The 14,147-nt window shown below is 72.5% G+C and carries 12 protein-coding genes and 1 pseudogene; 8 read left to right on the forward strand and 5 right to left on the reverse strand.

Features of this window, described 5'->3' with window-relative positions:
- Together ABZ914_RS32070 and ABZ914_RS32075 are read right to left on the reverse strand one after the other, a co-directional pair.
- Window positions 1-444, reverse strand: a pseudogene (locus tag ABZ914_RS32070) (cytochrome P450); the annotation flags it as partial.
- A 37-nt stretch (window positions 445-481) separates the two neighbouring features.
- Window positions 482-1,747 (reverse strand): cytochrome P450, encoded by a 1,266-nt coding sequence (locus ABZ914_RS32075; RefSeq protein ID WP_190852458.1) that lies wholly within the window; start codon window positions 1,745-1,747, stop codon window positions 482-484.
- A gap of 334 nt (window positions 1,748-2,081) precedes the next feature.
- On the opposite strand from ABZ914_RS32075, the gene ABZ914_RS32080 reads away from it, so the two are divergent.
- Window positions 2,082-2,324, forward strand: a complete 243-nt coding sequence (locus ABZ914_RS32080; protein WP_433140180.1) for a hypothetical protein — start codon at window positions 2,082-2,084, stop codon at window positions 2,322-2,324.
- Between the two features lie 16 nt (window positions 2,325-2,340).
- On the opposite strand, the gene ABZ914_RS32085 is transcribed toward ABZ914_RS32080, so the two are convergent.
- The 3 genes from ABZ914_RS32085 to ABZ914_RS32095 form a co-directional block, all read right to left on the reverse strand.
- Window positions 2,341-3,333, reverse strand: coding sequence for an MBL fold metallo-hydrolase (locus ABZ914_RS32085; protein ID WP_500197802.1), 993 nt, complete (start codon window positions 3,331-3,333; stop codon window positions 2,341-2,343).
- A gap of 175 nt (window positions 3,334-3,508) precedes the next feature.
- Window positions 3,509-4,669, reverse strand: a complete 1,161-nt coding sequence (locus tag ABZ914_RS32090) for a steroid 3-ketoacyl-CoA thiolase (RefSeq protein ID WP_387026909.1) — start codon at window positions 4,667-4,669, stop codon at window positions 3,509-3,511.
- A gap of 82 nt (window positions 4,670-4,751) precedes the next feature.
- Complete coding sequence (locus tag ABZ914_RS32095) at window positions 4,752-5,999, reverse strand: cytochrome P450 (protein ID WP_500197805.1); 1,248 nt, start codon at window positions 5,997-5,999, stop codon at window positions 4,752-4,754.
- 350 nt (window positions 6,000-6,349) lie between these two features.
- Here ABZ914_RS32095 and ABZ914_RS32100 point away from each other — a divergent pair, with 350 nt between their 5' ends.
- The 7 genes from ABZ914_RS32100 to ABZ914_RS32130 all read left to right on the forward strand — a co-directional run bounded on the left by ABZ914_RS32100 (window position 6,350) and on the right by ABZ914_RS32130 (window position 13,274).
- Window positions 6,350-6,784 (forward strand): SCO2583/SCO2584 N-terminal domain-containing protein, encoded by a 435-nt coding sequence (locus ABZ914_RS32100; RefSeq protein WP_500197806.1) that lies wholly within the window; start codon window positions 6,350-6,352, stop codon window positions 6,782-6,784.
- A 259-nt stretch (window positions 6,785-7,043) separates the two neighbouring features.
- Window positions 7,044-8,045, forward strand: a complete 1,002-nt coding sequence (locus ABZ914_RS32105) for a 3-oxoacyl-ACP synthase III family protein (RefSeq protein ID WP_500197807.1) — start codon at window positions 7,044-7,046, stop codon at window positions 8,043-8,045.
- Between the two features lie 5 nt (window positions 8,046-8,050).
- A complete protein-coding gene (locus tag ABZ914_RS32110) occupies window positions 8,051-8,887 on the forward strand; it encodes a glycosyltransferase family 2 protein (protein ID WP_500197809.1) in 837 nt (278 codons plus the stop codon).
- Window positions 8,884-10,047 carry a cytochrome P450 gene (locus tag ABZ914_RS32115; RefSeq protein WP_500197811.1) on the forward strand — a complete coding sequence of 388 codons (1,164 nt, stop codon included), beginning with the start codon at window positions 8,884-8,886 and terminating at the stop codon, window positions 10,045-10,047. Before ABZ914_RS32110 ends, ABZ914_RS32115 begins: the two co-directional genes overlap by 4 nt.
- Window positions 10,044-11,570 carry a class I adenylate-forming enzyme family protein gene (locus ABZ914_RS32120; protein WP_500197813.1) on the forward strand — a complete coding sequence of 509 codons (1,527 nt, stop codon included), beginning with the start codon at window positions 10,044-10,046 and terminating at the stop codon, window positions 11,568-11,570. Before ABZ914_RS32115 ends, ABZ914_RS32120 begins: the two co-directional genes overlap by 4 nt.
- Window positions 11,567-12,493 (forward strand): NAD-dependent epimerase/dehydratase family protein, encoded by a 927-nt coding sequence (locus ABZ914_RS32125; protein ID WP_500197814.1) that lies wholly within the window; start codon window positions 11,567-11,569, stop codon window positions 12,491-12,493. Before ABZ914_RS32120 ends, ABZ914_RS32125 begins: the two co-directional genes overlap by 4 nt.
- 49 nt (window positions 12,494-12,542) lie before the next feature.
- Window positions 12,543-13,274, forward strand: a complete 732-nt coding sequence (locus tag ABZ914_RS32130; protein ID WP_500197815.1) for a Clp protease N-terminal domain-containing protein — start codon at window positions 12,543-12,545, stop codon at window positions 13,272-13,274.
- Window positions 13,275-14,147 lie beyond the last annotated feature (873 nt).

Here is a 14,147-nt window from a genome sequence, read left to right on the forward strand (position 1 = left end):
CGCGGCGAGGTCGCGGACGAAGTCCGCCTCCTCGCCGCGCGCCACCGTCTCCTCGACCAGCCCCCGGCAGATCTCCCTGATGTGGTCGGCCAGCGCGCCGATCGCGCGCGGCGTGAACCCCCTGTTGACGATGCCGCGCTTGCGCGTGTGCTCCGGCGGGTCCTGGTTCAGCATCATCAGCCGCTGCAGGGCCAGGTGCTCCTCCGCCGGCTCGTCGAACAGCGCGAGCCGCTCGTAGGAGGAGAAGATCTCCGGATGCCGGGACACGTGCACCACGTCGGCGTGCCGGGTGACCGCCCAGAAGGGCGGGTAGTCCCGGTCCGGGTCGCCGTGGTGCCAATGCACCGGATCGTGCTCGCGCAGCCATGCCAGCTGCTCGTGGGGGGCGCCGCCGCGCTCGTACGCGTCGAGGGCGACCAGGTCGATCTCGGGGGTGGTGGTCATCGCGCCAGGACCTCTCTGTCCGGTGGGACCTCGATCATCAACCTCGGCGGGGGGACGGGGTGAAGCGCACGGGCAGTTCCTTGAGCCCGTTGACGAAGTTGGAGCGCAGCCGGCGGCCCTCGCCGGCCGGCGCGATGTCGGGCATCCGGTCCAGGATCGTCTCGAAGATCATCTTCAGGTTCATCCGGGCCAGGTGGGTGCCCAGGCAGAAGTGCGGGCCGCCGCCGCCGAACCCGATGTGCGGGTTCGGGTCGCGGCCCACGTCGAAGCCGAAGGGGTTCTCGAACACCCGCTCGTCCCGGTTCGCCGAGCTGTAGAACAGCACGACCTTGTCGCCCTTGCGGATCAGCTTGCCGCCCATCTCGACGTCTTCCATCGCCGTCCGGCGGAACTGGTTGATCGGGCTGACCCAGCGGACGATCTCCTCGACCGCCGTCGGCAGCAGGCTCCGGTCCGCCTTCAGCCGCTCCCACTGGTCGGGGCGCTCGAAGAACGCCTGCATGCCGCCCGCCGTCGCGGTCCGGGTCGTCTCGTTCCCGGCGATCGACAGCATGATCACGAAGAGCTGGAACTCCTCGTCGGTGATCCGGTTGCCGTCCGCGTCCGGGGTGAGCAGCTTGGTCACGATGTCGTCGCGCGGCGTCGAGGCGCGCGCGGCGGCCAGCTCGCCCGCCCAGCCGGCGAACTCGGCGGCGCACAGCTGCGACTCGGTGCGGTCCCCGATGTACTCGGGGTCGTTGAAGGCCACCAGCTTGTTGGACCAGGCGAAGATCTTCTCCCGGTCCTCCAGCGGCGCGCCGAGCAGCTCGCAGATCGTGTAGAGCGGCAGCGGCGCCGCGAAGTGCTCGACGAAGTCGCACTCGCCGAGCTCGGCCGCCTCGTCGATCAGCCGGTTGCAGATCTCCCGGATGTGGTCCTGCAGCTTGCCGATCATCCGCGGCGTGAAGCCCTTGTTGACCATGCTGCGCAGCCGGGTGTGGTCCGGCGGGTCCTGGAACAGCATCATCTGCCCGTACAGCGCGATGTCCTCGTCGCTGAACTCCTCGAACATCGCCGACCGCTCGTGCGAGGAGTACAGGTCGGGGCGCCGCGAGGCGCGCACCACGTCCTCGTGGCGGGTCACCGCCCAGAAGCCGTCGACCCCGTCGTTGGGGTCGGCGTGCCAGTGCACGGGGTCGTTGTCGCGCAGCCACGCGAACTGGCGGTGCGGGATGCCGCCCCGCTCGTAGACGCCGGGATCGATGATGTCGATCTCGGGGGCGACGAAGGCCGGGGTGGGAGCGGTACGGGTCTCAGTGGCCATGGGTTTCCTTCGAGCCGGTGCGGGCTGGTCACTTCGAGGACGGGACGGTGGCTCCGTGTCGCGCCGCGCGGGGCCGGTCACCGGCGTCGGACGCCGGTCGGATGATCTTGTGATCGAACGCTTGCTTGGCATCCGGATATAGAACACGTTCTAACATGAGACTCCAGTCTCATCAAGGGTCCAGACGGTGGAGTGACCCGAATCGCATCGACCTGTCACGTTGCGGCGAGGTCCGCGCGCCGGACGTTTACCTACATGGGGCGGTGTAGTGCCGCTTGGTCGGGAATGTCACTTCTTGTACGCACGCCCGTTTCCGGGGATGGGAGGTCCCGCGATGTTTCTCGCACTGGTGGTCGGCGGGATCCTGGTGTACGCCGCCGTCGACGTCGTGAAGACGGCGCTCCGCAGACGCAGAGCGCGGCGCGCGGCGCTGCCGCGGCCCCAGCTGTGGACGGAGCCGGAGTCGCTCACCGCGGCGGAGCTCGAACGCCTCGCGGGCGCCGAGCCCGAGTCGCTGATGTGGACCGAGGACGATCAGCGCTGGCTGGAGAGCCGCCGCATCAGCCTGCGCTCCTGACGATCGGACGTATTCGTCAGCGGAGGACGTAGCGGAGGGGGTCGTCGGTGCCCTCGCGGCGGACGACGCCGCGGTTCTCCAGGGTGCGCAGATGCGCGGCCGCCTCGCCGGCGGCCATGCGGCGGGCGCCGAGGGGCATCTGCTCCCACGGGTGCCGCCAGGTCAGCCCGGCGGTCACGTCCCACAGCGTGACGGGGCGCGACGACAGCAGCGCCGTCACCTCCGCCAGGCGCTCCTCGTGGTGGCCGATGATCTCCTGGGCGCGCCCCGACAGGCCCGTGAACCGGTACTGGTGCGCGGGCAGCACCTCGTCCGCGGACATCGCGGAGATCTTGTCCAGCGAGCCGAGGAAGTCCGACAGCGGGTCGACGTCCGGGGTGTCGTAGGGGTAGAGCCCGATGTGCGGGGTGATGCGCGGCAGGACGTGGTCGCCGGTGAACATCCGGTCGCCGTCCTCCAGGTGCAGGCAGATGTGGCCGGGGGAGTGCCCGGGCGTCCAGATGACGCGCAGCCTGCGGCCCGGCAGGTCGACCAGCTCGCCGTCGTCCAGCGCGCGGTCCGGGATCGCCGGCGGGTCCACCCGCGGCTGGTCCATCCCGGCGGCGAGCTCGGACTCGCCGGCTCCGGCGCGGCGCATCGAGGTCAGCTCGAACGAGCGGCGCTCCTCGTGCCCGAGGCTCGTGTGGAACAGCCGGACGATCTCGGTGTCCGCGCGGTGCATCGCGATCCACCCGCCGGACGCCTCGCGGACCCGCCCGGCGAGCCCCGCGTGGTCGGGGTGGAAGTGCGTGACGACGACCCCGCGCACGTCGGCGACGTCGATCCCGAAGGTGCCGAGCCCGTCGCGCAGGGCGGTCCAGGCGTCCTCGTGCTCCCAGCCCGCGTCGATGAGGACGGGGCCCTGCGGGCTCTCCACCGCGTACACGAGCGTGTAGGCCAGCGGGTTGCCCGGAATGGGGACGGGAACGCTCCAAAGCCCCCCGCCGAGATCCTCGGGTACCGGCTCCACGGGACCGCCTTTCGCGCCCAATCCGGTCGGGCGAGTCGGTTGTGGGGACCCTAGCGGAACGCGGAACGGCGCTCCGCCTCCGGGGTCCCCACACGTCGGAGGTACTGCGCGACGGGGATTCCGCGCGGCGGGGGTGCTGCGCGGCTTGGGTGCCGCGCGTCGGAGGCGCTGCCGGTCAGACCCGCTCGATGATGCTGGCCGTCGACAGCGCGCCGCCGCAGCACATGGTGATCAGCGCCGTCTGGGCGTCGCGGCGCTCCAGCTCGTGCAGCGCCGTGGTGATCAGCCGGGCGCCCGTCGCGCCGACCGGGTGGCCGATCGCGATCGCGCCGCCGTTGACGTTCACGGTGTCCATGTCCGGCTTGTGCACCGACGCCCAGGACATCGCGACCGACGCGAACGCCTCGTTGACCTCGCTGATGTCGATGTCGCCCATCGTCATCCCCGCCCGCGCGAGGACGCGCTCGGTCGACTGGACCGGCCCGTCCAGGTGGTAGTACGGCTCGCCGCCGACCAGCGCCTGCGCCCGGATCCGGGCACGCGGCCGCAGCCCCAGCTCGAACGCCTTCTCCTCGGACATGACGACCACCGCGGCGGCGCCGTCGGAGATCTGCGACGAGGTGCCGGCGGTGTGCAGCGCGCCCTCGCCGAGGACGGGCTTGAGCTTGCCGAGCCCCTCCTTCGTCGTCTCGCGCAGGCCCTGGTCCCGGGTGACGGTCCGGGTCTCCCCGGTCGGGTTGCCCTCGGCGTCCAGCACGGGCGCCTCGATCGGGACGATCTCCCGCTCGAACCGGCCGTCCGCCCACGCCTTCGCGGCCAGCTGCTGGGACCGCGCGCCGAACGCGTCGAGGTCGTCGCGGGTGAGGCCGCGCCGCTGCGCGATCCGCTCGGCCGCCTCGAACTGGTTCGGCATGTCCAGCGACCAGTCGTCCGGGCGCGGGTTGTGGGGCAGCACGTTGGTGCCGAGCGGCGCGCGGCTCATCACCTCGACGCCGCAGCCGATCGCGACGTCGACGACGCCCGCGGCGACCTGCGAGGCGGCCAGGTGGACGGCCTGCTGCGCCGACCCGCACTGCGCGTCGATCGTGGTGACCCCGGTCTGCCAGGGCAGGCCCGCGTACAGCCAGGCGTAGCGGCCGATGTGCGAGCCCTGCTCGCCGGCCTGCGTCACGCAGCCCGCGAAGACCTGCTCCACCTCGGCGGCGTCGATGCCGGCGCGCTCGACGGCGGCGATCAGCGTGTGGGAGAGGACGGCCATCGGCTTCAGTCCCGCCAGCCAGCCGTTGCGCTTCCCGAGCGGCGTGCGCACCGCCTCGACGATCACCGGGGTACCCATGCGGTCTCCTTCTAGAACGGGATTCGCCTCCGACTGTAACGAGTTCTACTTTCCGTCGGAAGCCCCGTCCCGCCCATCGGGATCAGGGGCGGTAGCGCACCGGCAGCTCCTTGACGCCGTTCAGCCAGGCGGAGCGCAGGCGGCGGGGCTCGCCGGTCCGGGCGATGTCCGGCATGTGGTCGGCGATCGCGTCGAACATCAGGCCGATCTCCAGCCGGGCCAGGTTCGCGCCGATGCAGTAGTGGGCGCCGGTGCCGCCGAAGCCGAGGTGCGGGTTGGGGGAGCGGGTGATGTCGAACGTCCCCGGGTCGTCGAACACCTCCTCGTCGAAGTTCGCGGACGAGTAGTACATCGCCACCCGGTCGCCCGCCCTGATCTCGACGCCGCCGAGCTCGGTGTCGCGGACGGCGGTGCGCTGGAACGCGGTCACCGGCGTCGCCCACCGGACGATCTCGTCCGCGGCGGTCTCCGGGCGCTCGGCCTTGAACAGCTCCCACTGCCCGGGGTGGTCGAGGAAGGCGATCATGCCGTGGGTGATCGCGTTGCGGGTGGTCTCGTTGCCGGCCACCGAGAGCAGGATCATGAAGTAGCCGAACTCGTCGTCGGTGAGGCCGCGGCCGTCCACGTCGGCCTGCACGAGCTTGGTGACGATGTCGTGCGCGGGGCAGCCGCGGCGCTGCTCGGCGAGGTTCATCGAGTAGCCGATGATCTCCGCGGCGGCGCAGGCCGGGTCGGCGTCGTACTCGGGGTCGTCATAGGCGAGCATCTGGTTGGACCAGTCGAACAGCCTGCGGCGGTCCTCCTGCGGGACGCCCATCAGCTCGGCGATCGCCTGCAGCGGCAGCTCGGCGGCGACCTCGGTGACGAAGTCGCCCTCGCCGCCCTTGCGCAGGGCGTCGGCGACGATCCGCTCCGCGCGCTCCCGCAGCGCGTCGTGCAGGCCCTTGACCACGCGGGGCGTGAAACCGCGGGAGACGATCTGGCGCAGCTTGGCGTGCTGCGGCGCGTCCATGTGCAGCAGTAGGTTCTCGCGCTGGAGGTCCAGCTCGTCGCGCCCGAAGGTCTCGTTGAACCGGATGACCGCGCCGTTGGCGTTGGCGGAGAACAGTTCGGCGTCGCGCGAGATCTCCTTGACGTGGGCGTGCTTGCTGATCACCCAGAAGCCGTCGTCGTCGAAGCCGGTGCGGCCGCGCGGCTGGGCGTTCCACCACGGGCGGGCCGTGCGGCGCAGCGCGGCGAACTCGGCGAGCGGCACCCGCTCGGCCATCAGGTCCGGGCAGCAGAAGTCGAACCCGGCGGGGACGGCGGTCTCCGGTGCGGTGGCGGTCATGCGCGGTTCCTCCCGATACACGGCGCGAGAACGTCCGGTTCGGCTCACCGTAGAACCCGTTTCAACGGCCCGGCAAGAGCAAATGAGACTCAAGTCTAAACAAGTGTCTCGCTCAAGCGATTGCTCGCTGATGCGGAGTCGACCTCCCCTTTCAGCAGGCGAAATCCAGCGGCGCTTCTGTTGCCATGACCCCGTGCCGGAACTCAAGATCTTGCCGCGGTGATCTTCCTCACCGCGACCCGGCCTTGAATTGAGAACGTGTTCTAGTTCGACGCTCCGGACCGGGGCGTTCGGGTGCCGCGACCGTCCATTAGCCTGGGGCGTGCACTCCCCCCGCGCCGGAGACGTCCATGCCCGCTGAATTCGACGAGCCCGTGTTCGACGAGGAGTTCGTCAGGAACGCCGCGTTCACCGAACCCTCCGCACGCGAGCGCGCTCAGCCGCCCCGCCGCACACGGCGGTGGCGCCCCACCGGGCGCCCCGCCGGACGCCTGCGCGGCCGCCTCGGCGTCCGGGCCTGGCGGGCCCGGCGGCGGTACCGCGGCGAGCCGAGCCACCGCCGGGCGGTCATCCAGGTGATCGGCGGCGTGCTCGTCCTGGTGGCCATCTCGATCGCGCTGTGGTGGTGGCAGTCGGGCTCGCGCCGGAGCGACGACGGGAACCCGGTCGGCCCGGCGGCGACCATCATCGTCTCCCCGCTGCCCTCGGCCCCGCCCGCCGTGACGGAGATACCGCGCGCCGCGGCGCCCGCCGTGCCGAGCATGCCGGACGTGCCCGCCGGCTGACGCCCCGCCCCGTCCTCGACGTCCCGCCTGTACCCGGCGTCCTGCCTCGTACCTGACGTCTCGCCCTGTATTTGAGGCCGTGCCTCCGTGGCCGGAACCGGCTGGTCCGGCAAAGTACTCATTCGGGATGAGTGCGGCTACTCACCGCGAATCAGGCTAGAACGCCTGGTCGGTCTTCCGTAGGGTCTCCCTGTCCGGACGCGGCCGGGGCCCGCGAACCTGGCTTTCCCACACAGGACGAGGACCGGGGGACCAGCCCATGAGAGCCCGCATCACCGCCGTCGCCGCGCACCTGCCGCCGCGCGTGGTCACCAGCGCCGAGGTCGAGGCCCGCGTCGCCGCCGAGAGCCCCGGCTACCGGCCGCACCCCACGATCGTCGAGCGGATGACCGGGATCCGGGCCCGGCACGTCATGGCCGACGGCGAGCAGGCGTCCGACCTGGCCGTCGCCGCCGCCCGCCGGGCGCTCGACCGGCGCGGCCTCGGCGCCGGCGCCCTCGACCTGCTCATCTTCGGCTCCGCGTCGCAGGACCTGATCGAACCCGCCACCGCGCACATCGCCGCCGCCAAGCTCGGCGCGTCCTGCCCGGTGTTCGACGTCAAGAACGCCTGCAACAGCTTCCTCAACGCCCTCCAGACGGCGGACGCCCTGATCCGCACCGGCCAGCACGAGCGGGTCCTGGTCTGCACCGGCGAGAGCCCGTCTCGCGCGATCCGCTGGACGGTGCGCGACCGCGCCCAGTTCGCGGACGCGTTCGCGGGCTACACCCTCTCCGACGGCGGCGCCGCGATGCTCGTCGAGGCCGCGCCCGACGGCGGCATCTTCTACCGCGACTTCGCCGCCGTCTCCAGCGCCTGGGGGATCGGCACCCTCCCCGCCGGCGGGTCGATGCACCCGCGCGACCCCGAGTACGCCTACTTCAGCGGCGACGGGCGGCGGCTCAAGGAGGCGTTCCTCGCGGCCGGTCCGGAGATCTTCGCCAACGCCCTCACCAAGACCGGCCTGACCTGGGACGACTTCGCGGTCGTGGCCGTCCACCAGGTGACCCTGCCGTACCTGGAGGTGCTGCGGGCGACGCTCGGCGTCCCGCCCGACCGGCTCGTCGTCACGCTGCCCGAGCACGGCAACGTCGCGTCCGCGAGCCTGCCGCTCCAGCTCGACACCGCGATCGCGGAGGGACGCTGCCGTCCCGGCGACCGCGTCGCCCTCATCGGCCTCGCCGGCGGCGTCAGCCTCGGCGTCATGTTCGCGGAGCTGTGACCGGCATGCCTCCGACCACACCCTCGACCACGCCGCCGACCGCACCGGCCGCCGAGCCGGCCGCCGAGCCGGCCGCCGAGCCGGGCGTCATGAACCTGTGGGTCGTCGTCCCCGCGTTCGACGAGGAGCGCTCGATCGGCGCGACCCTGCACCGGCTCGCCGCGCAGACCGACCCCGGCTTCACGCTCGCCGTCGTCGACAACGGCAGCCGCGACGGGACCGCCGCCGCCGTCCGGGCGTTCGCCGATGAGCATCCGGCGATGGACGTCCGGATCGTCCCGGAACCGCAGAAGGGGACGGGTGCCGCCGCCGACACCGGCTTCCGGCACGCCATCACCGCCGGGGCCACGCACATCGCCCGCACCGACGCCGACTGCCTGCCCGCCCCCGGCTGGATCGCCGCGGTGAAGCGGGCGTTCGCGGACGGGCTCGAGATGGTGTCCGGCCCGCTGCGCCCCCGCACCGACGAGTTCCCGCTGAAGCTCTGGGAGCGCCGCCTGCTTCCCGCCGTCATCGGGATCGCGGCGACGTTCGGCCGGTTCCGCCCCGGCAACCAGGACCCGCTGTACCTCGGCCCGTACGTGATGATGCCGGGCTGCAACGTCGCCATCACAGCCGACCTGTACAAGCGGGCCGGCGGGTTCCCGCGCACCCGCATCGAGGACGTCCACGAGGACCGCGCCCTCGTCAACCGCGTCCGCTACCTGACCGACGCCTACGGCCTCCGCAAGGACGTCGCCGTGTACGGGTCGGTGCGGCGGCTGCGCGCGTTCGGCCTGGTCAAGACCCTCGGCTGGTACGCCGACCACCGCTACATGCCCGAGGTCGTGGACATCCGATGAGGTCCCCGGACTGGGAGCGGCGGCTCTACCTGACCGCGCATCCCTTCGCGTATCCGCTGCTCAGAGGGCTCGCCCGGCGCGGGCCGATCGTCCGCGTGCCGGGGCTCGGCGTCGTCGTGAACGCGGCGCCGCTCGCCCGCGAGGTGCTGATGGACGGCGAGACGTTCCGCAAGGACGGCCCCGGCTCACCGGGCGACCTGTGGACGCCCGTGCTCGGGCCGTCCGTCCTGCTGAACATGGAGGGCGACGCGCACCGCGCCCTCCGCGGCCGCCTCACCGACCTGTTCACCCCGTCCTACACCGACGCGCTGTGCGCGCGCGTGCTCGCGGACCCGCTGGCGCGGCTCGCCGACCGCCTCGCGCGCGGCGCGACCGTCGACCTCGTGGACGCCGCGCGGGTCATGGCGGGCGCCGTCATCAGCGAGGTCATCGGCCTGGACGCGGGCACGGAGGCGGACTGGCGGCACCTGTTCGAGCAGGGCGAGCGGATCGTGTCGATGGTGTCGCTGCGGACGCGGCGCCTCACCCCGGCGCAGGTCGAACGGGCCCGCGCCGTCCTCGACCCGCTCGGCGCCATCGCCGCCAAGTCCTACGCCGACGGCGACGAGTCCACGGTCATGGGGCGCATGCGGACCCTCGGCCTCTCCGAGGACGAGGCGCGCGGCGCCGCCGGCGCCTTCTTCCTCACCGGCACCGAGACCGTCGCGACCCTGCTGCCCCGCCTGATCGCGCTGCTCGCCGACTCGGGGCAGCTGCCGAGGGTCGCCGCCGCGCGCGGTCTGCTCGACCGGGCGATCGACGAGGCGATGCGCGTGACCACGCCGACGCCGGTGATGCTGCGGAGCGTGCACCGCCCCGCGGTCGTCGGCGGCGTCGCGATCCGCCCTGGGGACCGGGTGCTCATCGCCACGCACAACTGCTGCCGCGACTATGGGCCCTTCGATCTCGAACGCCCGCACCCGCCGGAACTCCGGCGCCTCTGGTTCGGCGCCGGACCGCATTTCTGCATCGGCTATCCCCTCGCCATGGCGCAGATCCGGCGGGTCGCCCGGACGCTCCTGGACGCCGCCCCCTTGCGCATCACGAGCCGCGCCGCCGCCCGCGGCGTCCTCATCCCGACCTACCGCCATCTCGCCGTCCGTTCGGAGGCCGTCGCATGACGCTCGTCCGGCAATTGCTCGACCAGGCGGCGCGGACGCCGGGCGATGTCGCCCTGGTGTCTGGGAACGGCGCGCGACTCACGTACGGCGAATTGCGGCGCCAGGTTCTCGCCGTCCGCCACGGACTCCTTTCCGCCGGCCTCGCGGAAGGCGACGGAGTGCTGTTCTCAGTCCGCCCGTCGCCGGAATCACTCGTCCTCGCGCTGGGCGTCGTCGCCGCCGGCGGAGTCGTGGTGTTCGCCGACCCCGGGGCCGGGCCGGAAATGTTCACGGCCCGGCTCCGGCTGGCGCGGCCGCGCTGGTCCGCCGCGGAATCGGTGCTCTATGCGGGCAGCCGGCTGAGAATGGTCAGGGCCTATGCGCGGAGGCGCGGGCTGCTGCTCCCGAACCTCACCGAACTGCGGATCCCCGGCGAGGACCCGATGCGGCACGTCCATGTCGGGCGCCGCCTCCCGGGAGTGCCGCGAGGCTCCCTGCCGCTCGCCGACCTGCTGCGCGGCGACGCCCCGGAACCCGAACGGGACACCGACCCCGACGCCCCAGCCGCCGTCATCTTCACCTCCGGGACGACCGCGTCCCCGCGCGCCGTCGTCCATTCCCAGGCGTCCCTCGCCGCGGCCCTCGGACTTTTCCGCGACCGCATGCCCCTCGGAACCGGCGACGTCGTCCACACCGACCAGCTGATGCTCGGACTGCCGACGCTGATATCCGGCGCCCGCTGGTCGATGCCGCCGCTGTTCTGCCCGCCCGCCGATTTCGTGCGCCTCATGCGCGAGCGCGGCGCCACCCACACGTTCTGCGTCCCCGTCCACCTCGCCGAGATCCTGGACGCGGCGCCGGAACTGCCGCCGTCGCTCCGGTACGTCCTGCTCGGCGCCGCACCCGCACCCGCCGGAATCCTGGAACGCGCGACGAGCGCGACGTCCGCCGAAGTGCTCTCCGTCTACGCGATGACCGAGATCCTGCCGGTCGCGATCGCGTCGGCCGAAGAGAAACTCGCGCACACCGCGTCCGGCGCCGAAGGCGACCTTCTGGGCGCTCCTCTCCCCGGCGTGGGAGCACGGCTCGCCGACGACGGGGAACTGCTCCTTTCCGGCCCGAACCTCTGCCGCGGCTATCTCGGCGCCGAACCGTTCAAGGAACTCGCCACAGGCGACCTGGCCCGCCTCGACAACGGGCGGATCATCCTGACCGGCCGGAAGAAGGACATGCTCATCCGCGGCAAGTTCAACCTCTACCCGGGCCTCTACGAGCCCGCGATCGCCGCGCTACCCGGCGTCGACGAGGCCGCCATCGTCGGCGTCCCCGACCCCGGCACCGGGGACGAGGAGGTCGTCCTCGCCGTGACCGGCACCGCCGACCCCGCGCGCCTCCGCCGCGAGCTCCCCGCCGTCATCGACCACGACGCGCTGCCCGACCGCGTCATCGTCCTCGACGCGCTGCCCCGCTCCGGCCGCACCCGCAAGCTCGACCGCGACCGCCTCCGCGACCTCGCGGCACGGCACCGGGGGACGCCCGGATGAGGATCGCGGTCACCGGCGCGTCCGGCTTCGTCGGCGGCGCGGTCTGCCGCGCCCTGACCTGCCGCGACATCACCGCCATCGGGTTCGGCCGGCGGCCGTCCGTCCCGCCCGGCCACCTCGCCGGCGCCCCCTACCGCTCCTGGGACCTCACCCGCGGGCCGATCCCGGACGCGCCCGCCGTCGACGCCGTCGTCCACTGCGCGGGCAGCGTCACCGACTGGGGACGGTCCGCCGACCTGTTCGCCGCCAACCTCACCGGCACCCGCAACGCGCTCGCGTCCTTCCCCGGCGCGCGGTTCGTGCACGTCAGCACCGCCAGCGTGTACGACCCCCACCGGCCCAGCGTCATGGCCACCGAGGACCAGGCGCCCGTCGGCCGCTACCTCAACGCCTACGGCGCCTCCAAGGCCGCCGCCGAACGGCTCGTACTCGGACGCGAGGCGATCGTCCTGCGCCCGCACGCCGTCTACGGGCCGGGCGACACCACGCTGCTGCCGCGCGTCCTGTCCGCCGTCCGCGGCCCGTTCCTGCCCGCGGTCGGGACGGGCCGCCAGCGGATCAGCCTCACCTCGATCGCCAACCTCGTCCAGGCGTGCCTGCTCGCCGCGACCGGTCCCGTCTCCTCCGGCGTCTTCAACGTCGCCGACGCCGCCCCGGTCGTCATCGACGACGCGTTCCGCGCCATCCTCGCCGAGCGCGGCGTCGCCGCCCGTCCCGTCTACATCCCGGCGCGTCTCGCCCGGCCTCTCGCCACCGTCGCCGAGGGTGCCTTCCTGCTGGCCCGCCGCCCCGAGCCGCCGCGCCTCACCCGCTACGCGATCAGCCACCTCGCCGTCGAGCGGACCCTCGACATCACCGCCGCCCGCGACGTCCTCGGCTACGCCCCGCACGCCACCTCCTTCGCCGGAGCCGCCGCCTGGTAATCGTCAACCGCCGGTTGACGATCCTGGATCGTCAACCTATGGTTGACGCATGAGCGAATCCGCGCAGACCGACGTCCAGATCCGGCTGGACGACCTCATCGCCGCCATCAAGAAGGTCCACCCCGACGCCCTCGAACAGCTCACCAGCGCCGTCGTCGCCGCCGAGCACCTCGGCGAGGTCGCCGACCACCTCATCGGCCACTTCGTCGACCAGGCCCGCCGCTCCGGCGCGTCCTGGACCGACATCGGCCGGAGCATGGGCGTCAGCAAGCAGGCCGCGCAGAAGCGCTTCGTCCCGAAAGGCCTGACGGGCGACCTCGACCCGTCCCAGGGGTTCTCCCGCTACACGCTCCGCGCCCGCAACGTCGTCGTCACCTCGCAGAACGAGGCCCGCGCCGCCGGCAGCCCGGAGATCGGCCTCGCCCACCTGGTCCTCGGGCTGCTCGCCGACCCCGAGTCGCTCGCGGCCAAGGCCATCACCGCGCAGGACGTGCTGCTCGACACCGTCCGGCAGACCGCCACCGCCGCGCTGCCCCCGGAGTCCGCCGAGCTGCCCGCCCTCATCCCCTTCGACCAGGACGCCACGAAGGTCCTCGAACTGACCTTCCGCGAGGCCCTCCGGCTCGGCCACAACTACATCGGCACCGAGCACATCCTGCTCGCGCTCCTCGAACACGAGCACGGCACCGGCGTCCTCTCCGAGGCCGGCGTCACCAAGCCCGCCGCCGAGGCCCACATCACCGCCGCCCTCGCCGCCATCGTCGCCGACCGCACGCAGTAGCCGTCCACCCATCCCGAGCCCCCGAGTGCTGCCGCCATTCGGGGGCCGCAACCTGCACGCGGGCCGGTGGTCGCTGGCCCGGCTTTGTCGGCTCACTGGAGGCGCCTGGCCGGAGGGCAGTGGCTTCTACGGCGCGGTGTGGGGCGGTGGAGGCGACGAGATCGCGGCTGCGCGAGGTGCGTCCAGCCTGGGTGCTCGCGGAGCGGGCTGGTTGGAGTTTGCGGGTGGCTGCTTGCTTCTAGGGCGGGACGTGGAGTGCGGGGGATGTGGAGTCTGGGGGACGCGGAGTTGGCGGGATGTGGAGTTGGCGGGATGTGGAGTGCGGTGGGACTAGGGCCTGTCTCGAAGTGGCCTCAGCCGCATGCGCGAACGCGTGATCTGGCCGGTGGAGCGAAGCCGGCGGCGAGCGGAGCCGGGCGGATCGCGAAGCGATGCCGCGTTCGCCCAGGCCGGTCACGTAGCGAGCCGTCAGGCGAGCGGAGTGGACCGCCAGCCGAGCGAAATGAACCGGGACTTTGAAACACGGCCTAGTGCTGCGGGCATGGCTGGGGAGTCGGCGGGCGGGAGTGGTTTTGCGGCGGTGGGCCGGGAGTGATGTTGCGGGGGTGAGGGTTCCGGAGGTGGGTCGGGAGCGGCGGTGGTGGCGGGGTGGTTGAGGGGGGCTGATCGAGCCGGGCTGGTTGGGCAGAGGGAGCGGTGGGCCGGGATCTGGTTGAGCGGACAGCCCATGGAGAGCTGGGAGAAGTGCGTCCTGGGTCTTCAAGATGGGTGTTTCGGAAGATCGGCGAGAGGGGTGTTCGGGTGGTGGGGTGGCGCTTGCGTACGGGGCCGCCCCTCCAAAGTCAAGGGCGCCTTCGGCGTCGCTTCGCGATG

The sequence above is a fragment of the Spirillospora sp. NPDC046719 genome (assembly GCF_040645715.1).
In the GTDB taxonomy this organism is placed as follows: Bacteria; Actinomycetota; Actinomycetes; order Streptosporangiales; family Streptosporangiaceae; genus Spirillospora.